Raw genomic sequence first — 22708 nt, forward strand, 5'->3', positions numbered from 1 at the left:
GGACACTTCATCAGCCTTTTGAGTGGGCGCTGCGGACAAAAGGCAACAGCACGATACCGAACAAAAGCAATGCAATAATCGGCGTAACGCCAACGCGCTGGCTGTCGAACAGCCCCGTTGCCTGCGCAACCAGAAGCGGTCCGATGAAGGTCGTTGCTTTTCCTGAAAGCGCGTACAGACCAAAGGCTTCCGTGACCTTTTCCGGCGGCACCTGATCGACCAGTAGCGTGCGCGATGCAGCCTGCAGCGCCGCACCGGATGCGCCGATCAGGCAGCCCGCAATATAAAATACGATATCAGGCAGGGACGAAGGCGCAGCGGCGCTGCCCACCTTGATGAACAGAACCTCGCCGGGCGCGGTCGAAACGATGACGAGGCAGCACAGCGTCAAAATGACGATGCCGATGGAGACCACGATCTTGGGGCCCATGCGGTCATCCATTTTGCCGCCGATCCATCCGCCGATAACCCCGGTCGCAGCAGCCAGAATGCCGAACACACCGATTTTGATGATCGACCAGTCTAGGACACCGGCCGCATAAATGCCGCCGAACGCATAGAGCGCATTGAGACCGTCGCGGTAAAGCATGCTGGAAATGAGATAGCTGAAATAGCTTCGCTGCTTCGGCAGTCCGCGCAATGTCGCCCACAATTCGCGCAGCCCGTTGACGACGACACCGCCGCTCAAAACCCTGCGGTGAACATCGGGCGTGAACAGAAACATCGGCAGCACGAAAATCACATACCAGACCGAAGTCAGGGGTCCCGCAGCCCTGTCGCCTGCATAGGTGGCCGGATCAAGACCGAAAACCGGCACCAGACCGAACAGGGTCTTTCCGGTCGACGGCGACGCCGACATGAAGCCCAGAACGATAACAAGCGAAACAATTCCGCCAATATAGCCCAGCGCCCATGCCGAACCGGAAAGACGGCCCAGACGCGATCGGGGCACCAGATCCGGCATCATGGCATTGTTGAAAACCGCAGCGAACTCCATTCCGACGAGGCCAAGGACAAGCCCCGTGACCACGATCGCCATGTTCGTGCTGCCAGGCACGGAGTACCAGAGCATCCAGCAGCCGACGACACCGAACAGAGAAAAGAACACAATCCAAGGCTTTCGCGGACCTGACGTGTCTGCAATGGCTCCCAGGATCGGCGCCAGCAGCGCTATCCCAAGTCCGCCGAAGCCGGTGGCATAGCCCCAGATCTGTTGTCCTTTGACCGCCGAATCAGCGACATGAGCAACGAAATAGGGTCCGAAGACGAAGGTGATGATGAGCGTGTGAAACGGCTGAGTTGCCCAGTCGAACATCATCCAGCCGAATATACCTTTCCGGTCAGCCTTCGGCGCGCCGGTTTCCTGTGCAATGTCGCTCATTCACTCCCCCAGAACCCGAACCGCAGCCTGCAAGATCGCATAGTTGTTGAATATGATCATGTCAGGCCCCGACGGGTCAGTTTCTCCCGCGGGCAATATCGCCCATCATGCCTGCGGCAACGGTCAGCCGCGCAATGTTGATTTCGCCTCCGTCGATCAGCTCGCTGATGCGCTCATGGCCGCGGTCGATACGGATCTGGTCGGCCGAGTGCCATGCTGCCACGGTATCCTTGTCGGTTCCGAAATTTTCCAGCGCCGTCGTGGTGATGGACCGCCTGGCGGCTGTGATCTCGTCGAGGCTGCGCGCAATGGCAAGCGCTTCGTAGTGATCGGAAACATTCGCCTGATGCGCAGCAGTATCCATGCGGCTGATGCGGAACAGCTCGGTGACATCGAAAAAGGTCTTGGCGGTTTTCTTCAAATCCGCGCCCGAGGCCTTTGCGATCTGCATGATTTCCGGAATCAGTGCAAGGCTCGGCAACTGCGACAGCCGCGTTGCGAGCTTTTTGGGCACACCGTGTTCGACAGCGCGCTCATACCAGCGTTTCGTTTCCTCCTGCATGAAGCCGGGCAGCAATGACGGCAGGATCAATTCCAGCGAATCGACCGCGGCACGAAGCGCTTTGACGGTCGGTGCCAGTGGTTCTGAATTGACCCCGGTCTTGAGCGCCCAGCGCGACACCGTCTGAATGACATGGCCGACGCCCGCATAAAGCTCGTTCTGGATCTCGCCCGGAACCTTGTTGTCCAGCGCGTCGATGGAATCGTACAGCGCCGGCAGGCTGAGCCCGTCACGCACCATCACATAGGATTTGACGATATCCGAAGGCAGCATGCCGGTGGCATCCACAAGCCGGCTGATAAAGACCGGGCTGCCGCGGTTGATGGCGTCATTGGCAAGCACGGTACCGATAATTTCCCGCCGCAGCCGGTGCTCACGAATATCCTTGGCATGGGTCTTGTGCATGCGCTTGGGGAAATAGTCGATCAGCTCGGATTCGAAATAGGGATCATCAAGCAACGCACTGTTGGTCAGATCGTCGAACAGAACGATTTTTGCGTAGGACAGCAGGACACCGATTTCGGCGCGCGTCAGCGGTTTTCCTGCCGCAACGCGCTCTGCCAGCGTCTGATTGTCCGGCAGCGTTTCGACCGTCCGGTCGAGATGGCCATAGGTCTCCAGGCGGTTCATCAGCCGGGAAAGATCGCCCGTTGCCCTGGCGCTGCGTCGTTCGACCAGTGAAATGGCGAGGGTCTGCAGGTAGTTGTTGCGCAGAACCAGTGCCGCCACCTCGTCGGTCATTCCGATCAACAGCTTGTTGCGATTGGGCAGGGACAGCCGCCCCGCGCGCATCGCGGCCGCCAGTGCGATCTTGATATTGACCTCAAGGTCGGACGAGCTGACGCCCGCCGAATTGTCGATCGCATCGGAATTACAGCGCCCGCCGCGCATGTTGAACGCGATACGGCCAAGCTGCGTAACACCGAGATTGGCACCCTCCCCGATCACCTTGGCACCCACCTGGTCAGCCGTTATGCGCACAGCATCGTTGGTACGGTCGCCGACATCCGCATCACTTTCACCCACAGCCTTGATGTAGGTTCCGATGCCGCCGAACCACAGGAGATCGATCTCCGCCTTCAAAATGGCGATGATGATTTCAAACGGCGTCGCCCTGGTGTCGGAAAGTCCGATTGCCGCCGCCGCCTGTTTGCTGAGCGTGACGGATTTTTCGGTTCGGGAAATAATCATCCCGCCGGGCGATAGCAGCGACTGGTTGTAGTCCTGCCAGCTCGAGCGGCCGACTTCAAAGAGGCGCTTGCGCTCGGCAAATGAAATTTTGCAGTCCGGATTCGGATCGATAAAGATATCGCGATGGTCAAAGGCCGCCACCAGCCTGATCTTGGGCGACAAAAGCATGCCGTTGCCGAACACGTCTCCCGACATGTCACCGACGCCCGCCACCGTGAATTCGGTTGTCTGGATATCGATGTCCATTTCGCGAAAATGGCGCTCGACGGCTTCCCAGGCACCGCGCGCGGTAATCCCCATCTTCTTGTGATCGTAACCGTCGGAGCCGCCGGACGCGAAAGCATCGTCCAGCCAGAAATGATGCTCCTGGCTGATGGCATTGGCGGTATCGGAAAACGTCGCAGTTCCCTTGTCGGCGGCGACAACGAAATAGGGATCGTCATCATCGTGGCACAGTGTGTTCTTGGGCGACACCACCTTGCCGTCCACGATGTTGTCGGTAACCGACAGCAGCGTCGAGATGAAGATCTTGTAGGCATTGCGCCCGGCATTGAAAATGTCGTCGCGCGTCCCGCTGGCCGGCAGGTTTTTCGGGTAAAAGCCGCCTTTAGAACCGACCGGTACTATAACTGCATTCTTGACCTGCTGCGCCTTGACGAGGCCAAGTACCTCGGTGCGGTAATCCTGCGCCCGGTCCGACCAGCGAAGGCCGCCGCGGGCAATCGGTCCGAAGCGAAGGTGAACACCCTCGACGTCTGAGCCGTAGACAAAGATTTCCCGATAGGGACAGGGATCGGGAATACCGTCCAGAGAGCGCGGATCCAGTTTGAAGGCCATGGTCGCGCGTGGTGCGCCATCCTCTTCCTGCTGGTAGTAATTGGTGCGCAGGGTCGACGAGATGACATTGACGAGGCGCCTGAATATCCGGTCTTCGTCAAGGCTTGGAACCCGCGCCAGCGCCGTTTCGATACGGCCATTGACCTCGTCATATTCCTTGGCTGCGGCCCTGACTTTGAGCGACGGGTCGAAGCGGGCACGGAAAAGGTTGAAAATATCGGAAGATATTTCCGGATAGCGGTTGAGCGTTTCGGCAATATAACCTTGAGAATAGGTAATACCCGCCTGCCGCAGATAGCGCGCATAGGCGCGAAGTACGGTCACTTCTCTGGCGGTCAGTCCCGAGTTGATAACCAGCCTGTTGAAGCCGTCATTATCGATGCGGCCATACCAGGTAGCCAGAAACGCCTCATCGAGAAGATCAACGAGACGGGCAAGATCGACCGCCATGCCCTCGCGGTGCACCAGCTCCATATTATGCAGGACCACCTTGCGAGTCTGGGTTACATCGACGCCGACGGCAACTTCGAAAGTCTGCTCGCTGATGACGCTGAAACCGAGATTTTCCAGCAGCGGAACGCGCCGTGACAGGGACACGGGTGCATCCAGATGGAAAATCTTCAGCGATAGGTTTTCGCTGGCTTCCCCGTCACGCTGGTAAAAATCGATGCAGATCGGATTGTTCTCAGCGCACTGCAGGAAGCTCGGCAGGTCTTCGACCGCTTCTTCCGGAGTGAAATTGTCGCGATAGGCGTCGGATGTGTGCAGCGCCAGGCTGTCGACGCCGGCAAGTTTTGCAAACTGATCCTCCCAGCGCGTGACAATGCTGCGAACGGTATTTTCCAGCACCTCCTGCGAGACACGCGGCGTTCGCCCGCCCGAGCGGCCGAGCACGAAGTGCACACGCGCGACGCCGCCTTCCGGAAACGCCGGATAATAGGCCGACAGGCGTGCATCGAACACATCCTTGAGATAGGCGCCGATGCGGCCTCTGGCATCGGTGTCGTACTGGTCCCTCGGCACATAGACGAGCACCGAGACGAACCGGTCGAACCGGTCGATGCGTGGCAGGACGCGCACGCGGGGCCGGTCGCTGAGTTCGATGATCTGTTCGCAGAACCCGGCCAGCATCGGCACATCGATCTGGAACAGCTCGTCGCGCGGGTAGCTTTCCAGTGCATTGAGCAGAACCTTGCCTGAATGGCTCTCCTTGTCGAAGCCGAAACTCGACACAACCGCATTGGCCTTTGACCGCAAAAGCGGAATGCGCTGGACGGAGCGTGTATAGGCGGTCGAGGTAAAAAGTCCGACGATACGCAGCTCGCCGGTCACCCGGCCGCTTTCGTCGTACCGCTTGACGCCGACATAATCCATATAGGTCCGGCGATGCACCAGCGAGCGCACATTGGCCTTGGTCACGATAAGCGCATCAGGGCCCTGCAGGAATGCAAGAAGCTCCGGTGTTGTGGTGACGTGGCCGGTGCCGCGCCTGAGCACCCGCACATCGGGATCGGACAGGATGCCGAGGCCGGTTTTCTCCGCCCGCTCGACCGTGGCTTCCTTGCCGGTGCCGCGGAAATGATATTCGCGCATTCCGAGAAACGTGAAATTGTCGTCCCGCAGCCACTCGAGAAAGGCGAGCGCCTCTTCGCGTTCGGCCAGATGCTGGCTGCCGCCCGATTCCTGAAGTTCGGAAACAACCCGGTCGAGCTTTTCAAGCATTACACGCCAGTCGGCAACCGCCCGATGCACCTGGTCGAGCACCTTGAGCAGGTTGGCCTTGAGCAGCTTGACGGCCTCCGCCGAAAGCCTTGGCAGGTGGATCTGAACGACGCTGACTTTTTGCCAGCCATCTTCCGTCTGCCCCGCCACGGCAAGGTCAATGTCCTTGATTGCCCCGTCCGTGGCCCTGCGCAGCTTGATGACCGGATGCGCGGCAAGGCAGATATCCCTGTGCGCATTGGAGACCTCACCCATGATCGAGTCATAAATGAACGGCATATTGTGATCGACGATGGACACGACGGTCAAAGACCGTCCCGCAAGATCTATGCCCTCTACGGGTCCGACAAATATGCGGGTATTATCGCCGTTCCATTGCTCAATCTGCTCATGGGCGTGGATACAAGCGGCGGCAAGAGATTCCGGCCGGTATAAAAGCACATCGTCAGCGCTGACATGGCCCAATAGCTGGTCGGGATCGATATATTTGTTTTTTTGCTGGTTGAGGATTTCGGCTATTCTGGCGATCTGCTTGTCACGCTTTGGATGACGGCGCGTGCCCATGTCTTTCTCCCGGTAGATGCCGCAAGGCTCTCGACCTTGCCTGGCGAAGGATGGTAGCAGAACTGGTAATGGATGCGACGCAAATATTCATCCGACCAATAAAAATCACCGGAGATTGAGATGAGCAGCAGATCAAAGCCCACCACCGCCCTGAATCTGGAGCCAGCGGCGGATCTCGGACCGCAGACAAAGGCCTATTTCGACAAATGCGAGGAAAAACTCGGCATGATCCCGAATGTGCTGCTGGCCTATGCATTTGACGAGGCCAAGCTGCAGGCGTTCAGCACATTCTACAACGATCTCATGCTCGGCGATTCCGGGCTTTCAAAACTGGAACGCGAAATGATCGCGGTCGCCGTTTCTTCAGTCAATCACTGCTTCTATTGCCTCGCCGCCCATGGTGCAGCCGTTCGCCAGCTTTCGGGCGATCCGGCGCTCGGCGAACAGATGGTGATGAACTATCGCGCCGCCGATCTCGACGAACGCCAGACGGCCATGCTCGATTTTGCGGTCAAGCTGACCGAAGAGCCGGACAAAATCGTCGAAGCGGACCGGCAGGCGCTGCGCGATGCGGGCTTTTCGGACCGGGACATCTGGGACATCGGCGCAACAGCATCCTTCTTCAACATGTCCAATCGCATGGCATCGGCCACCGATATGCGCCCGAACGACGAATATCACGCCATGGCCCGATAGAGTTTAGCCGACAATATTTCCTGACGTGCCGGACGATCATATTTCCACGACGTGGTCTGGCAGTTCGTTTTTGTCGTCGGAACCGGGCGGGAAATGTGCCGCGAGCAATTCACCCGACCGGTTGACGGCTTCGACCAGTGCGTCCGCGAGCTGGTGCCGGCTTGCGCCGGTGGTGAGCGCGCCAACGATGTCGTTCCATTCTTTCTGTGCAACCTTGGCCGATATACCGCTGTCGGCGACGATCTCCGCATACCGTTCCGCAAGAGAGACGAATATCAGGATGCCGGTCCGCGCCTCCGTGACATGGATATTGCGCCCGAAAAACTGTTGCAGCGCATTGGCGTGGGCGCGGCGGTAGCAGATCCTCCTCGGAACCATGGGAATCCGCATCGCAGGAAATCTCCACAACAGGAGAAGGCCCAGCGCCCAGGCTGCAAGCTGTATGGCCGCCAGTTCCATCGGTGCAATGTCGATCCAAAGCCAGTGCAGAACCCAGCTGAACACCAGGCCGAGAACCAGCGCGGCAGAGGAAAGGAAAAAGGCTGCTGCCAGGAAATACGGGTCGGACCGGCGGCAGACGGCGCAGTGGATTTCACCGCTGGTCCGCGCCTCGACGGCCCGTATTGCTTCGGCGATCCTTTGGTGTTCGTCTTGGCTGAGCACTACCATCCCCCCGATGCGCCTCCCCCGCCGGAAGATCCGCCGCCACCTGAAAACCCGCCCGAACTTCCTGAGCTCCATCCGGACGACCGGCTGCCGGATGAGCCGCCGGAGCCCGAAGTGCTGACATCGACACCGAGCCATTTGTAGCGACCGGGACCGATCTTCTTGCCGAATATCCTCGCAAGAATGCAAAACAGGATCATCCCGCCGAAAAACAGGAAGAAGAGCGCAAAAAAGCCGATGGCGAAATAATCCGTTGGGTCACGCCGCTTTTCATAGCGCTCGGCCCGTTCCATCAGACCGGCGGAATCGCCCTCGAGCACTGCGATAATGTCGTTGACGCCGGCTTGGATTCCACCCGGAAAATCGCCGGCCCGAAATTCCGGCACGATCGTTTCGCTGATGATCAGCTTGGCCAGTGCATCGGTCAATACGCCCTCAAGACCGTATCCGACCTCGATGCGCAGTTTCCTGTCTTCGACTGAAACGAGCAATAAAACGCCGTTATTTTCCTCGGCCTGCCCCAGCTCCCAACGCCTGAACATCAGATTTGCGTAATGCTCGATGGTCCATTCACCGGTTGTCTTGATGGTGGCAACGACAAGCTGGTCTGAGGATTTGTCCTCGAAGGCCGCAAGCTGCGCGATCAGGCGGGACTTAACATCTGCCGGCAATATTCCGGCCGTGTCGACCACACGGCCGGATAATGGCGGGATATCCTGAGCGCCGGCGCCGGGAGCGGCTGTAACAATCGCTACAACGGCAAAAAGCAGCCCGACGAACAGGCGGCCCGCGCTATGCAAAGATCCCCGCATCACCCCACTCAATCGAAACTGACTTTTGGAACTGAGTGACTTTCCGCGTCTATCGTGAAGGTCTGCATGGGCTTGGCATCCGGGTAAAACCACGATGCCCACCAGCGGCCCGGAACGGTTTTAAGCTCCGTATTATAAAGACGCACCGCCTCGATATAGTCGCGGCGGGCAACCGCAATTCGGTTTTCGGTGCCTTCGAGCTGCGATTGCAGCGCCAGGAAATTCTGATTGGATTTAAGATCCGGATAGCTTTCCGATACGGCCAGGAGCCGGGTGAGCGCCGATGTCAGTGCCGCCTGGTTCTGCTGGAAGGTCTCAAACGCCTTCGGGTCGGTCAGCACATCCGCCGGGATTTGCACCGACGTTGCCTTTGCCCGCGCATCGACGACCGATGTCAGAACATCCTTTTCATGAGCCGCATAACCTTTCACCGTTTCGATGAGGTTGGGAATGAGGTCAGAGCGCCGCTGGTACTGGTTCAGCACCTGGCTCCAGGCGGCTTTCGCCTGCTCCTCATAGGTCGGGATGGCATTGATGCCGCAGCCCGAAAGCGCAAGCAGGCTGAACAGCATAGCAAGGATGAGGCCGGGCCGCATGGACGACAACGTAGTGTGGGCGACAGTCATTTGGTGGATTCCCCGATTTGTCGGGAATCACCATATCGGATGGAAGCGTCGCGCGAAACCGTCCAAACCGCACAACCGAACGTCAGACCGGTTGCCGGCAAAGCTCATAGGCGGCAAATGCGATCGCATCGATCGTCTGATCGATGTCTTCCTTCGTCAATGCCAGCGAAGGATAGAGTTTTCCGGGCGACTTGAAGATGCCTTTTGCTCGAAGTGCACCATTGAAATGGGCGTTGCGCGCTGCGTCGGCCTTGAAGACATCACGGTAGTTGCGAACCTCCCCTGACGTAAACACCACATCAAACAAAGTCGGGTCGCCGACAATCCGGTGATCGATACCCGCCTTCGTCAGCGCGGCCGCAATCGCATCCATCAGCGTTTCACCGGACTGGCGCAGTTTTTCATAGGCTCCCGGACGTCTCAGAATTTCCAGCGTCTTGAGCCCGGCCGTCGCTGCCACCGGATTGCCGCTAAGCGTGCCGAGCTGCATCAGGAAACCCTCTTCACCGACGATGGACTTGTCGAAATGGGCCATGATGTCCGCGCGACCGGCAATCGCGGCAAGCGGAAACCCGCCGCCGATGACCTTGCCAAGGGTGCAAAGATCGGGCGTCACACCATAAAGCTCCTGAGCGCCGCCATAGGCAAACCGGAAACCGGTGACGATCTCGTCGAAAATGAGCACGATGCCGCGCCGCGTGCATTCTTCGCGCAGCGTTTCCAGGAAGCCCGGCTCCGGCGGGACGATACGCTGTAGCGGTTCGACGATAATGGCGGCGATCTCGCTGCCGCGTTCGCCGATTAAGGAGAGGGCAAATTCGATGTCGTTGAACGGCGCTATCAGCATTTCGTCCCGCACGCTAACAGGAATGCCGGCGGAATCGGGCACAGGGGTCGGAAAATTGGCCAGCCGCGCGGGCGCAAGACTCATCTGCGCTTCCGCCGACATGCCGTGATAGCCGCCTTCGAATTTCATGATCTTGTCGCGCCCGGTATAGGCGCGGGCAAGGCGCATTGCGTACATGTCCGCCTCCCCGCCGGTGGAGACGTAGCGCAGCATCTCGCCGCACGGCATGGCCCGGCAGATTTCCTCGGCCAGCTCGATGCCGCGTGCGTTGTTGGCAAAGAACGTCATGCCTTTGCCGAGCTGCTCGTTGACCACATCAAGCACTTCCGGATGGCCGTGACCAAGCAGCATCGGCCCGGACCCGATCAGATAGTCGATATATTCATTGCCGGCCTCGTCCCAGACGCGTGAGCCCCTGCCTTCGCGGATAATGATGCCGGGATCGAAATTGCCGAAACCGCCCGCAGGCAATACGGCCTTTGCCCGGTCTATCCACTGTTGCTGATTCATGGCCAATTCCTACTGGTAGATGGCAACCGGGTCGCCGAGGATGTTTTCATCCGGATCACAACCGAGGCCCGGCTCCTCGCCGGCCGTCATAAGACCGTTTATGCAGCGGCAACCATTGCCGGGTGCAACGTCGACGGTCAGCATATCCTGACAGGACCAGCTTGCCCGGATGAATTCCTGCGGAACGGTCTGGGCTAGATGGGCCGCCTCGGTATCGGCCATCACGGAACCGCCCGTCGCCATGACAAACATCTGGATACCGTGAGCCACGCCGACGTCGCGGATACGGCGGGCCTTCGTCAGACCGCCGACCCGGTTGAGCTTGATACCAAAGATATCGGCTATGCCCTCCCGGGCAATGCGGCAGGCATCCTGCAACGTGACCAGGCTTTCATCCACACTGATCGGAGAAGTCGTCACTTTTCGGATCTCGGCGATGTCATCGAGTGTCTCGCCGGGTTGCTCAAATGTCACGCCAAGATCGGCTACCGCGTTCATGACGATATTTGCCTCGCGCCGCGTCCAGGCGCGATTGACATCGTACAGAATAATCTCGTCCGGCCGCCGGTTCGCCTCCAGATGGCGAATGCGCGCAATGTCCCTTTCGACATCGCTGCCGCCAACCTTGGCCGAATGGGCGTAGTAGCCCAGCTCCCGGTATTGGTTGATAATTCCCAGCATATAGTCGGGATCGCCCGATGAGACCGAGGACGCCGCCGGCGTTCCGGTCTCGCGCCTGCCGCCCAAAAGATCGGCTATCGGCAAGCCGAACGCCTTGCCCGATATATCCCAGCAGGCCAGATCGATCGGCGCTTTGGCATAGAGATGGCCGGGCAGGCACAGATCCATGGATCGTTCCACCAGTTCCACCTTGCGCGGATCAAGTCCAAGGACCGCCTTTGCCATTGTCTCTATTCCGGCGCGGATACCGGGTCCGTGTGCGGGAACATATGTATGACCCCAGGGCGTGCCCTCTCCCCATCCGACCAGACCGGAATCGGTCTCCAGTTTGACGAATGTCGCGTCCAGGACCTCGAATTTCAGGCGTCCGCCGGACAGCCAGTACGGGTCCGCCAGCGGAAGATCCTTCTGATAGACGGATATGCGGGCGATCTTCATTCCATCGTCACCACGATATTGCCGATATGCTTTTTGTCGATAAAGGCTCTTTGCGCGTCGTGCAGCCGCTCCAGCGGATAGGTTCCGGCCAGCACCGGCCGGACCTCGTGGTCCTCAATATAGCGGACCAGGTTCCCGAAAGTTCCCGGCGGCACGGCCGTTGCGCCGGTAAATGTCAGATCGCGCAGGTAAAATGTGCGCAGATCAAGCTCAACGATCGGCCCGGCGATCGCACCGGCGCAGGTGTAGCGCCCGCCGCGTGCCAGCGCATCAATCATCATCGGCCAATACGCACCGCCGACGACATCTGCCACGACCGAGACCGTCTCGCTGCCGATCGTGCGCTTAAGTTCCGCCTTGAGATTATCGGGAGACCGGTCGACCACCGCATCGGGACCGAGCGCCGCCACTTCATCGTGCTTGGACCTTGTGGCCATGGCGACCGTCGTCGCGCCCCGCCGGTTGGCAAGCTGGACCAGGGCCGAACCGACACCGCCGGACGCGCCGGGTATGAGAACCGAATCGCCATTTGTCACATTCGCCCTGTTGAGCATATTTTCTGCCGTGATCCAGGACGTGGCAAAGGTGGCCAGCTCTGCATCATCCAGATCGCATTCGACGGGACATACATTGCGTTCGACGACCTTGGTGTATTCAGCAAATCCGCCATCGCATTCGGAACCGAAATAGCCGTATTTGTTCATGTTGAGCGGGTCACCGGGGTCCCGGATCCAGGGCTCGATCATCACGCGCCTGCCGATCAGCGAGATATCGGCGCCTTCGCCGACGGCAACAACGGTTCCGACCGCATCGCCGCCTTGTATACGCGGAAACCGGATCGGCGCACCGCCCCAGGAAGGATCGTCCGCGCCGACCGTCTCATGGGCAGAGCCTGTCGTCGCATCGCTCACTGTCTTGGAATACCAGCCGGTGCGCGTGTTGACGTCGGTATTGTTCAACCCGCAGGCATGCACCTTGATCAGCACTTCACCAGGGTCCGCTTGCGGCACCGGCCAGTCGGTGCGGTATTCCAGCTTGTCCATTTCGCCATGGCCGGTAAGCACCATGGCGCGCATCGTTTGAGGGATCTCTGTCATTCGGCTGCATCCTTCCGGGAAGCATCAGTGCGCGGCAACAGGCTTTCGGGATCGTAAGCCGGTTCCGCAAGCACAACCGCCGAACGCGGCTTGCCGGCAATCAGCACGGTCAGCGCGGTTCCCGGCCTTGCCGCATGCGGCTTGATATAGGCAAAAGCTAGGATAGTTCCGACCGTATGGCCATAGGCGACAGAGGCCGTGGAGCCGACAACCTTGCCATCGTGGAGGACCGCTTCCCCTCCGTGGCCGTCCTCATCGCCGTCTGGCTCGATTGAAAGATAGGCGCAAATCCAGGGCAACTCGCCCGCCGCACTCCTTTGCGTCTCCGTCATGCCGATAAAGTCGCCCTTGTCCATTTTAACAAAGCGCATGACATCAGCCTCCGGCAAAGTGACCTCATTGGTCAGTTCACCTGCACCCTTGAACATTTTTTCCATGCGCATGGAATTCATGGCAAAGGAGCCGTAATCGGCAATGCCGAAGGGTTCGCCCGATGCCCACAGCGCATCATAGACGGCGGGCATATTTTCGCGTGGACCATGGATTTCCCAGCCCAGCTCACCGGCATAGGACATGCGGAACGCCCACATCGGGTAGCCGGCAATCTTTATTTCCCGAGCGGTGAGCCATCCGAAACCGGCATTGTCGAGCGCACAATCCGTAACTTTACCCAAAACCACACGGGATTGCGGGCCCTGCAGGGTAATTGCTGCCCACTCGTCGGAGCGTTTGATTATCGTCACCGATTCCTTGCCGAGATAGCGATTGAGATGGTCGAGAAGCCGTTGCTCGAAGAAGGCGGCGCAGACCAGATAATAACGTTCATTCGCCAGCTTAACGATGGTCAGCTCGATTTCGATCCGGCCGCGCCGGTTGAGCAGATGGGCAAGCGCAATACCCCCGGCCTTTTGCGGCAGGCGATTGGCGACCAGCCGATCCAGAAGCGCCTCGGCATGCGGCCCGATGACCTCGACCTTGGTAAAGGCGGATATGTCCATGATACCGACGCGCTCGCGCACTGCCCTGACTTCAGCGCCGACGATGTCGTGAACAACATTGCGGCGGAAAGAATAGTGATCCTTCTGTTCCACACCGTCCCTTGCGAACCAGCGCGGGCGTTCGTGGCCGTAGACCTCTTCATAGACGGCGCCTTTTTGATGAAGCCGCTCGTAAAGCGGGCTCGGCTTGATCGGCCGACCCGCCAGCCGGTTGAAATGCGGAAACGGAATTTCATGGCGCAGGCAATAATCCTCCTTTGCCTTGACCACCTGCCAGGCCTTGTCCGCATAGCTGCCGAAACGGCGCGGATCATAGTCGCGCATGGAAATGTCGGACGCACCATGGACCATCCAGCGCGCCAGCTCGCGAGTCAGGCCGGGGCCCCAGCCGATCCCGATCTGCGTGCCGCAGCAACACCAGTAATTATTGCCCCCCGGCGCCGGACCGATCAGCGGATTGCCGTCCGGCGGGTGCGAGATGGCGCCATGGACCACGCGCTTGACGCCGAGCTCGGCAAATATCGGCATGCGGCCCATGGCGTTTTCCAGCCATGGCATAATGCGGTCGTAATCGGCTTCGAAGAGTTCGTTCTCGGCCTCCCAGGGGCAGTGATCCTCCCAGACCGTGTTGGGATTTGCCTTTTCATAGATGCCGATCAGCCCGGACTTTTGCTCCATGCGGATATAACCGGAAACCAGCCTGTCATCCCGGATGACGGGCAATTCTCGCTCAAGCTCCTCAAATTCAGGGACCGTATCGGTAACGAAATAATGATGGGTCATGGAGGTCGTCGGCAGTTGCAGCCCGCTCCACTCCCCCATTTGCCGCGCATAGGTGCCGCCGGCGTTGACGACGTGCTCGCACAGAATATCGCCTTGCACGGTTGAAACCTTCCATTCTCCTGACGGCATCTGTCTGATGTCCGTTACTCTGCAGTGGCGGAAAATCCTGGCGCCGAGCCGGCGTGCGCCGGTTGCCAGCGCCTGCGTTATGCCCGAAGGATCCGCGTGACCGTCATCAGGGGTATGCAGCGCTCCAATAACGCCATCGAGATTATAAAAAGGGTGCAGTTCGGCGATGCGGTCCTTGCCAACAATCTCGATGTTGAAGCCGAGCGAACGACCGACGCTCAAAGTGTGGCGCAGCCAGTCCATCTCGTCCTGCGTATAGGCAAGCCGGAAGGAACCGCATCCGTGCCAGGTGACGGAGTGACCGGTCTCTTCTTCCAGTTTTCCCGAATAAAGGCCGATATTGTATTCGACGCACTTGCCAAGCCCGAAACTTGAAGTCGAATGGGTGATCTGGCCGGCCGCGTGCCAGGTCGAACCTGACGTCAGCTCGGCTTTTTCAAGCAGAACAACATCGCTCCAGCCTTCATGGGCAAGATGATAGGCAAGGCCGCAGCCCATGATGCCGCCGCCGACAATGACGACGCGGGCAGTTGTTGGCAAGGATCCCTGAATTTTGTCGTTCACCAGATTTTCCCGTTTGGCAACAATTCTGGTGGACAGGCTAATTGTACAAATGTACTCTCGTCAACCATGAATAACATGAACGTACCAAACACAGTTTCCCAGCCACCCCAAGCCGTGCTTGAAGCGCTCTCGGCAGAACTTGAAAACCTGACGCCGGAGACGCGAAAGGCGGCAGCCTACGTGCTGGAGAACCCCAACGATGTCAGCGTGTCATCGATCCGGGAAATCGCCGACGCGGCCAACGTCAAACCCAACACCTTCGTGCGCATGGCACGCTCTGTCGGCTTTGACGGCTATGAAGATTTCCGCGAACCCTTCCGCGACGAAATCCGCAAGGGCGGCGTCAGTTTTCCCGACCGGGCAAGGTGGCTGCAGTCGCTGGCCAAGGGCGGCGAACTGTCAAAACTCTATGCCGACATGGCCGCAAGCGCCATCCGCAACATCGAGGAGACATTCGCGGCAACCAGTGACGGTGCCATGAAGCTTGCGGCAGATGCAATCGTCGCGGCGCGGCGCACCTTCGTGCTCGGCGTCGGCGTCAACAGCTCCAATGCGCGTAACTTCACCTATCTCGCCGACATGGCCGTCGATACGATCGAGGCGATACCGCGCTACGGCAGCAATGCCATTGACGATCTGGCCCGCGCCGAGGCCGGCGATGTTCTGATTGCCATGACCTGCAAGCCCTACCGTTCGGAGGTCGTCGATGCCGTTGAACTTGCTCGCGAACAGGGGCTGACCATCATTGCCATATCCGACAGCCCGGCGTCTCCCATTGTCATTGCCGGCGATCATGCATTTGTCATTGATGCGGACACACCGCAGTTCTTTCCCTCCTCGGTGGCGACCATCGCACTGCTCGAAACGCTGATGGCCTTCGTCATCGCCGATGCAGATCCCAAGGTTATTTCCAACATCGAACGCTTCCATGCGCGCCGCCATGCGCTTGGCATCTACTCCGCCGACGAATGAGGTAACGCCGATGACCGCACCGCTCCATCCGGTTCGCACACTCGACGCCCGCTACTACACCGATCCTGAAATCTTCCGCATTGAGCAAAACGGCCTGATGGTGCGCACCTGGCAGTTTGCCGGTCACGTGTCGCAATTGCTGAAGCCCGGTGACTATTTCACTTTCGATGTTGCCGGCCAGAGCCTCTTTTGCATCCGTGACAAGGAAGGAGAAATCCGTGCTTTCCATAATGTCTGTCAGCACCGGGCCCATGAGCTGGTCAAGGGCGAAGGCCATACCGGCCTGATTGTTTGCCCCTATCATGCCTGGACCTACGAGCTGACGGGCAAACTGCGCTCCGGCCCGAACATCGGGTCAGTACCCGGCTTCGACCGCGGTGAAATCTGCCTGACTTCGGTAAAGGTCGAGGAGTTTTGCGGTTTCGTGTTCGTCAATCTTGATCCCGATGCCCGCCCGATGGACGAATGGTTCCCCGGAGCACGCGATGAGCTGGCAGCCTTTGTTCCTCATTTTGCTGAGCTGAAGCCGGTAGATTGGGTGGAGATTCCCGAAAACTGCAACTGGAAGGTATCCGTCGAAAACTATTCGGAATGCTATCACTGCAGGATCAACCATCCCACCTTTGCAAATGGCGTGGTCAAGCCGGAGACCTACGACATCCAACCCCAGGGATATTGCCTGCGCCACACGACCGAGTGCCAGAATCTCGACCGTATGACCTATCCGGTCGATCTGGACGCGAACGAACATGCCGGAGAGTATTCGTCCTGGTTCCTGTGGCCGATGTTTTCGTTCCAGGTCTATCCCGGAAATATCCTCAACACCTATCACTGGCGCGCCATTGGCGCAGATCATGTCGTTGTGTGGCGCGGCTGGTACACCATTGGCGGTACGGAATCCGATATCATCAAAAACCTGGCCGCGCAGGACCGCGAGACCACTGTTGAAGAGGACATCCAACTTGTCGAATCGGTGCAGCGGGGTCTCAAAAGTCGCGGCTTCAGGCCGGGACCGCTCGTTCTCGACCCGGCCTGCGGTGTGAATTCGGAGCACTCTGTTCAGGTGCTGCAGCAGTGGATGAGGGAAGCAGTTGATGGCTGATATCCGGCCCTATTGGCAAAACTACATAAACGGCTCATTTGTCGATGGTGGCGCCGGCCGCATCGGTATCGACGATCCGGGAACCGGTGAACGGATCGCCGAGCAGGCAATGGCCGATGCTGCAGATGTCGATCGCGCTGTCCAGGCGGCGGGACAATGTCATGAAAGCGGCGCGCTGACGGATATGAGGCCCGTGGAGCGTGGCCGCATGGTACGCGCCATGGGTAATTATCTGATTGAAAATATTGACGAAATAGCTCCTGTCCTCACGCTGGAAGCCGGTAAGCCCTTGTGGGAGTCCCGCATCGAAATCGAGGGGGCCGCCCGCTATTTCGAATATTACGGCAACCAGGCCGAAACGGTTGAAGGGCGCTCCATCCCGCTTGGCGCCGGTTATTTCGATTTCACCACCTACGAGCCCCGCGGCGTGTCGGCGCAGATTATCCCGTGGAATTATCCGGTCGAGATGACGGCACGTTCCCTGTCGGCCGCACTTGCGACCGGCAATGCCTGTGTCATCAAGACGCCGGAGCTCGATCCGCTGACCAACCGTTATTTTGCGCTTGCTGCCGAAGCCGCAGGCCTGCCGAAAGGCGCGGTCAATATCTTATGTGGTCACGGTCACGAAGCCGGCGCTGCACTCTCTTCCCATTCGGATATCAACCAGATTGTCTTTACGGGCTCGGTACCGACCGGTGTGGCCATCGCAACAGCCGCCGCGCAGAACGTGGTTCCCTGCGTGCTGGAGCTTGGTGGCAAATCGGCAGCGATTGTGCATGACGATGCCGATATCGACGCCTTCATGAACGACGTGCGCTGGGGCATATATTTCAACGCCGGGCAGGTGTGTTCGGCAATGTCCCGGGTCATTGCGCATGAAAGCGTTCACGACAGGCTGGTCGAGGGTGTTGTGTCGCTGGCCGGCGAACTTTCCGTGGGTCCCGGGATCGAACGCAACAAATTCGGCGCGAATATGGGTGCCATGATATCCGAAAGCCAGCGCGACCGGGCGGCCGGCATGGTTTCCGAAGCCCAGCGCGAAGGTGCAATAGTCGCTGCCGGCGGCCACAAAATGAACCGGCCCGGCTTTTTTCTTGAGCCGACCGTACTGTTCGGCGTCACACCCGCCATGACGATTGCCAACGAGGAGGTCTTCGGCCCGGTCCTGTCCGTTTTGAAATTTTCCTCCGATGAAGAAGCAATCCGCATCGCCAACGGCACGCCCTACGGCCTGGTCGGCGGGGTCTTTACCCGCGATATCGACCGGGCCACCCGGGCGGCGAAGCAGCTGCGCGCCGGGCAGGTCTTCGTCAATGAATGGTATGCCGGCGGCGTGGAAACGCCCTTCGGCGGCTACGGCAAATCCGGTTACGGTCGCGAAAAGGGCCGTGAAGCGCTATGGAACTACGTGCAGACAAAAAACGTGGCGATCAAGCTCGGATAAGGATCGGATAGGAATGAACAATGGATAAGGAACGATTTGAACAGGGCCTGGCACAGCGCAAGGCCACCCTTGGCGCTGAGTATGTGGAGAAAAACCTCGCCGCGGCGGATTCATTCACCCGTCCCTTCCAGGAGGCGATGACCGAATGGTGCTGGGGCTTTGGCTGGGGCGACGGGGCGATCGATCCGAAAACACGGTCGATGATGAACCTGGCAATGATCGGCGCGCTCGGCAAGATGCATGAATGGGAGCTCCATTGCCGCGGTGCGCGCAACAACGGCGTCACCATCGAGGAAATTCGCGCCATCATCCATGTGGTCGCCATCTATTGCGGCGTTCCCCAGGCGCTGGAGTGCTTTCGCGCGGCACGCATAGTGCTGGAGGAAGAAGGCGCCCTTTGATGTTCTCCCGTGCGCTGCGGTTTGTTGCAACGGCCGCAATTGTCTACGTCGCCGCAGCCGGTCTGATGTATGCCTTTCAGCGGGACCTCCTGTTCAGGCCCTCCGGCATGCTTACTTCCCCGCAGCAAAACGGCCTTGAAGACGTAGATGCCGGGTCCGTAGAGATGCGCGACGGCACGCCTGTTGCCGTCTGGCGCAAGGCACCCTCCAGCCCGGAAAAGCCGACAGTGCTGTATTTTCACGGAAACGCAGGAAATCTTACCAGCCGCGCAGAGCGGTACAGGCAGATAATCGATAGCGGCATGGGCCTTTATGCGCCCACCTATCGCGGATTCGCCGGTAGCGGCGGCACCCCGTCAGAATCGGCGCTTGTCGCCGATGCCCTGGAACATTTTGACCGTGCAAGCCGGGACGCAACACAAATCGTGCTTTACGGCGAATCACTCGGCTCGGGTGTCGCGGTGGCAGTGGCTGCCCAGCGGGATGCCAAGGCGCTCCTTCTGGAAGCACCCTTTACCGCAGCCATGGATGTCGCAAGCTCGGCCTATCCCTGGCTGCCGGTATCGCTCTTGATGAAGGATCCGTTTCTCAGCAGGGAAAAAATAGGCAGTGTCGACGAACCGCTGCTGGTTCTCCACGGAACCGAGGATGGAACAATCCCCTTCACCCAGGGACAGGCGCTCTACGATATGGCCAATGAACCAAAGACAATGGTGATGTTTGAGGGGGCCGGGCACAACAATCTTTGGGCGCATGGGCTCTGGCCGGCGGCCATGGAGTTCCTCAACCACATTGGCACCAATGCGTCTGCCGATCAGCGGTAGGATTGATAGCGGCCGATTTTCCGCCATCAGATGCTTCTATTTGATGGCCCGTCGCTTTAAGTTACATAAAAATCACGAAGGTAAGAGCAATGTCGGATCAGGACGATCGATCCCGAAAGGCACAGCGGGATCTCGACAGGCTGAGCGAGGAAGGCGGTCTGCTGAACGCGCCCAAGCTTAAGGGGAAATCCAAATCGGTCAAAGGTCATTTCATGGCTGACGATGTCGACCAGTCGGACCGCATCGAAGTCTGGGGCAGCCGCATTGGCCGCATTCTTTCCTTGATCGCGGTCGGCCTGCTGCTTATCTGGTTGGTCAACTTCCTGCAAAATAGCTGAGGAACCTGAATGTCCGAACCCCAAGCGCAGACGACTCCGGAACGCCAGGCCGTTCTGGTGATATCAAGTCACGTCGTGCGCGGTTCGGTCGGAAACCGCGCTGCCGTGTTTGCGCTTGAAACGCTTGGGCATCCCGTCTGGGCTCTGCCAACCGTCATTTTGCCCTGGCATCCGGGCCACGGCCCCGCAACACGGTCGGTCCTGCCTGCGGAAGACTTTTCAGCCATGATCGATGACCTGTGCCGCGCGCCCTGGCTGGGTGAAGTCGGCGCCATCCTTTCCGGCTATCTCGGCAATGCAGGGCAGGCGGAAGACATTGCCCGTCTCGTTAAAGCCCTGCGCGACAAAAATCCCGATGCGCTCTATGTGTGCGACCCGGTTATCGGTGATATAAACGGGCTTTATGTTCCGGAAGAGACTGCATCCGCCATTCGTGACAGACTCATTCCGCTGGCATCGATCACTACGCCAAACCGTTTTGAACTGGAGTGGATCGTCGGCGCGAAACTTACCGACAACACGGAAATTCTCAAAGCCGCACAAGGACTTGGCCGTGAGCGCGTGCTTGTCACCTCGGCAATCGCGATGATGTCCGGAAACACCGGCAACGTGCTGCTGACGGCCAGCGACGCACTTATGGCCGAACACCGCGAAATCGCGGATCCGCCCAATGGCACCGGGGATCTGCTGGCGGCCGTGTTTCTTGCCAATGTGATGAACGGCAAACCCGATGAAAAAGCGCTGCAGGATGCGACGGCCTCGGTGTTTGAGATCCTGGCGCGCACCGCCAAGCATGGCGCCGACGAATTGACACTGGAGAGCGAGGCGAAAAGTCTCGTGCGTCCCTTCGCGCTGGTGCAGATGCGCCGCCTGATGCATCCTGAGCGTCAGCCACAGCACTGAGGAGAAAATTGAGAAGTGAATGTTTCAGACAAACCGAGCGAAAAATCCCAGGGGCGAAATACGATGAACAATTTTCCCGACCGGCTGCTTTCCGGCTACAGCCGGTTTATGTCCGGAAGCTACGAGGATGAGCGCCAGCGGTACCGCGAACTCGCCGAAAAGGGCCAAAAGCCCCAGACACTCATCATTGCCTGCTGCGATTCCCGCGCTGCGCCTGAGACCATCTTCAACAGCGGGCCGGGGGAACTCTTCGTGGTCCGCAATGTCGCCAATCTGGTGCCTCCCCATGCACCGGACGGCGATTTCCACGGCACATCCGCCGCCCTCGAGTTTGCCGTTCAGTCGCTCAAGGTCACGGACATTGTCGTCATGGGTCATGGACGCTGCGGCGGCATTTCGGCTGCACTCGATCCCGATGCCGAGCCGCTTTCTCCGGGTGATTTCATCGGCCAGTGGATGAGCCTTCTCGCCCCGGTATCGGAACAGATACAGCAAAACACGGTGCTTACGCCCGGAGAACGTCAAACAGCGCTGGAGCGTATCTCGATCCGCAATTCCATCGGCAATCTGCGCACGTTTCCCTGCGTCAAGATTCTGGAAGACAAAGGAAAGCTCAATCTGCACGGTGCATGGTTCGACATATCGTCGGGTGAGTTGTGGGTTATGGACGCCGAGACCGGCGATTTTGCCCGCCCGGACCGCTGATCCGGATGCGTGTATCAATGCTATCCGGCCTGTTTCGCGCAGCGCGCCGTCAAGGCCTATGATTTCGGTTTCCGGCTGCTGAACAGCGGTGTTCCTTCCGCGTCCCGGACCTCAATCACGTCATTTTTGTCAATGGTAAGACCATATCGGTCGTCATCGTCCAGCCAGCCGCCATCGCGGTAATAAAGCAGGATGCCCGTCTCTTCGTCCGGCAGAAATAGCTCAAGCGGCATGGTGCCCCCGCCATCGACGACATAGGCCACCGACGTTGCCGACGGGTCCTGCAGATTATAAAGCGGCGCCCCCGCTTCAAACAGGCGGACGCAGTCCTGTCTGACCTCAGACCACGTATAGCCCGCAGACCCTATGCAGCCATGTTTGTCTCTGTCACTACCGACGGGTTTTCCGCCTGACTGGCTTTCCGCCGCGGCCAAAGAAACCGTTGGCGTCAATGAAACCGCCGCAAAACAGACAACCAGGCCAAAGAGCACTGCGTTTATTGCCGATCTCGAATTCTCCAATGGGAAAATTTTGCTCATGGGACACGATCTTTGTCTGTCTGATGTTTGTAGCGAATTATTTCGACAATTTAGGCCCGTACACTGCCGTGCGTCTACAATGTCCCAAAAATAATGGGAGCATCGTATTCGGCATTGCGAATCTTAATTAGTTAGCCGCATAATTTGTCGACTAAATATTTACGCCTCAAACATGTAAATAATGTAGTGATTGCCGAGTCACACCCAATTAGCTCCCATTCAGCCATCCGAGACCGCGAGATGGGGTTTATCGCGAACCACAACGCGGGGACAGCACGGATACGTGGCTTATCGAGCAGTTCGCCGATCCAATTGAAAACAAACGCCTAAAGCCCCCTTATGAGGGCAAAAACCATACGGATTGCCCCTCGCGGGA

Annotated in this window: 19 protein-coding genes; 9 read left to right on the top strand and 10 right to left on the bottom strand. The window is 58.7% G+C overall.

Going from position 1 to position 22708, the window contains the following annotated elements; all coding sequences use genetic code 11:
• Positions 1-10: 10 nt before the first annotated feature.
• Both ABVT35_RS25505 and ABVT35_RS25510 read right to left on the bottom strand, forming a co-directional pair.
• Complete coding sequence (locus ABVT35_RS25505; protein WP_368470403.1) at positions 11-1381, bottom strand: MFS transporter; 1371 nt, start codon at positions 1379-1381, stop codon at positions 11-13.
• A 76-nt stretch (positions 1382-1457) separates the two neighbouring features.
• A complete protein-coding gene (locus ABVT35_RS25510; RefSeq protein ID WP_368470404.1) occupies positions 1458-6257 on the bottom strand; it encodes an NAD-glutamate dehydrogenase in 4800 nt (1599 codons plus the stop codon).
• 120 nt (positions 6258-6377) lie between these two features.
• Between ABVT35_RS25510 and ABVT35_RS25515 the strand changes: the two genes are divergently transcribed.
• The gene (locus tag ABVT35_RS25515; RefSeq protein ID WP_368470405.1) at positions 6378-6953 is read left to right on the top strand and encodes a peroxidase-related enzyme; all 576 of its coding nucleotides are present in this window, start codon (positions 6378-6380) and stop codon (positions 6951-6953) included.
• A gap of 36 nt (positions 6954-6989) precedes the next feature.
• Here the strand turns inward: ABVT35_RS25515 and ABVT35_RS25520 are convergent, their stop codons facing one another.
• The 7 genes from ABVT35_RS25520 to ABVT35_RS25550 all read right to left on the bottom strand — a co-directional run bounded on the left by ABVT35_RS25520 (position 6990) and on the right by ABVT35_RS25550 (position 15104).
• Positions 6990-7622, bottom strand: a complete 633-nt coding sequence (locus ABVT35_RS25520) for a TPM domain-containing protein (protein WP_368470406.1) — start codon at positions 7620-7622, stop codon at positions 6990-6992.
• Positions 7616-8431 (bottom strand): YgcG family protein, encoded by an 816-nt coding sequence (locus tag ABVT35_RS25525; RefSeq protein WP_368470407.1) that lies wholly within the window; start codon positions 8429-8431, stop codon positions 7616-7618. The genes ABVT35_RS25520 and ABVT35_RS25525 overlap by 7 nt, the downstream gene beginning before the upstream one ends.
• Before the next feature lie 8 nt (positions 8432-8439).
• Complete coding sequence (locus ABVT35_RS25530) at positions 8440-9057, bottom strand: LemA family protein (protein ID WP_368470408.1); 618 nt, start codon at positions 9055-9057, stop codon at positions 8440-8442.
• 82 nt (positions 9058-9139) lie between these two features.
• Positions 9140-10414, bottom strand: a complete 1275-nt coding sequence (locus tag ABVT35_RS25535) for an aspartate aminotransferase family protein (RefSeq protein ID WP_368470409.1) — start codon at positions 10412-10414, stop codon at positions 9140-9142.
• A gap of 9 nt (positions 10415-10423) precedes the next feature.
• The gene (locus ABVT35_RS25540) at positions 10424-11533 is read right to left on the bottom strand and encodes a mandelate racemase/muconate lactonizing enzyme family protein (RefSeq protein ID WP_368470410.1); all 1110 of its coding nucleotides are present in this window, start codon (positions 11531-11533) and stop codon (positions 10424-10426) included.
• Positions 11530-12630 carry an alcohol dehydrogenase family protein gene (locus ABVT35_RS25545; protein ID WP_368470411.1) on the bottom strand — a complete coding sequence of 367 codons (1101 nt, stop codon included), beginning with the start codon at positions 12628-12630 and terminating at the stop codon, positions 11530-11532. The genes ABVT35_RS25540 and ABVT35_RS25545 overlap by 4 nt, the downstream gene beginning before the upstream one ends.
• Positions 12627-15104 (bottom strand): FAD-dependent oxidoreductase, encoded by a 2478-nt coding sequence (locus tag ABVT35_RS25550; RefSeq protein ID WP_368470412.1) that lies wholly within the window; start codon positions 15102-15104, stop codon positions 12627-12629. The genes ABVT35_RS25545 and ABVT35_RS25550 overlap by 4 nt, the downstream gene beginning before the upstream one ends.
• A gap of 75 nt (positions 15105-15179) precedes the next feature.
• Here ABVT35_RS25550 and ABVT35_RS25555 point away from each other — a divergent pair, with 75 nt between their 5' ends.
• From ABVT35_RS25555 to ABVT35_RS25590, 8 genes are all read left to right on the top strand, one after another.
• The gene (locus tag ABVT35_RS25555) at positions 15180-16076 is read left to right on the top strand and encodes a MurR/RpiR family transcriptional regulator (RefSeq protein ID WP_368470413.1); all 897 of its coding nucleotides are present in this window, start codon (positions 15180-15182) and stop codon (positions 16074-16076) included.
• 10 nt (positions 16077-16086) lie between these two features.
• Positions 16087-17178, top strand: a complete 1092-nt coding sequence (locus ABVT35_RS25560) for an aromatic ring-hydroxylating dioxygenase subunit alpha (RefSeq protein WP_368470414.1) — start codon at positions 16087-16089, stop codon at positions 17176-17178.
• Positions 17171-18622: an aldehyde dehydrogenase family protein gene (locus ABVT35_RS25565; RefSeq protein ID WP_368470415.1), complete on the top strand. Its 1452-nt coding sequence runs from the start codon at positions 17171-17173 to the stop codon at positions 18620-18622. The genes ABVT35_RS25560 and ABVT35_RS25565 overlap by 8 nt, the downstream gene beginning before the upstream one ends.
• Before the next feature lie 20 nt (positions 18623-18642).
• Positions 18643-19023, top strand: a complete 381-nt coding sequence (locus ABVT35_RS25570) for a carboxymuconolactone decarboxylase family protein (RefSeq protein ID WP_368470416.1) — start codon at positions 18643-18645, stop codon at positions 19021-19023.
• A complete protein-coding gene (locus ABVT35_RS25575; RefSeq protein WP_368470417.1) occupies positions 19023-19847 on the top strand; it encodes an alpha/beta hydrolase in 825 nt (274 codons plus the stop codon). Before ABVT35_RS25570 ends, ABVT35_RS25575 begins: the two co-directional genes overlap by 1 nt.
• An 89-nt stretch (positions 19848-19936) precedes the next feature.
• Entirely contained in the window at positions 19937-20185 is a 249-nt protein-coding gene (locus tag ABVT35_RS25580) for a hypothetical protein (RefSeq protein ID WP_368470418.1), read from the top strand.
• A 9-nt stretch (positions 20186-20194) separates the two neighbouring features.
• Positions 20195-21088, top strand: a complete 894-nt coding sequence (gene pdxY, locus ABVT35_RS25585; RefSeq protein WP_368470419.1) for a pyridoxal kinase PdxY — start codon at positions 20195-20197, stop codon at positions 21086-21088.
• A gap of 63 nt (positions 21089-21151) precedes the next feature.
• The gene (locus ABVT35_RS25590) at positions 21152-21793 is read left to right on the top strand and encodes a carbonic anhydrase (RefSeq protein WP_368470420.1); all 642 of its coding nucleotides are present in this window, start codon (positions 21152-21154) and stop codon (positions 21791-21793) included.
• Positions 21794-21849: 56 nt separating this feature from the next.
• On the opposite strand, the gene ABVT35_RS25595 is transcribed toward ABVT35_RS25590, so the two are convergent.
• Entirely contained in the window at positions 21850-22332 is a 483-nt protein-coding gene (locus ABVT35_RS25595; protein ID WP_368470421.1) for a hypothetical protein, read from the bottom strand.
• Between the last annotated feature and the right edge of the window lie 376 nt (positions 22333-22708).

The organism is Hoeflea sp. TYP-13, from assembly GCF_040932035.1.
Lineage (GTDB): Bacteria > Pseudomonadota > Alphaproteobacteria > Rhizobiales > Rhizobiaceae > Hoeflea_A.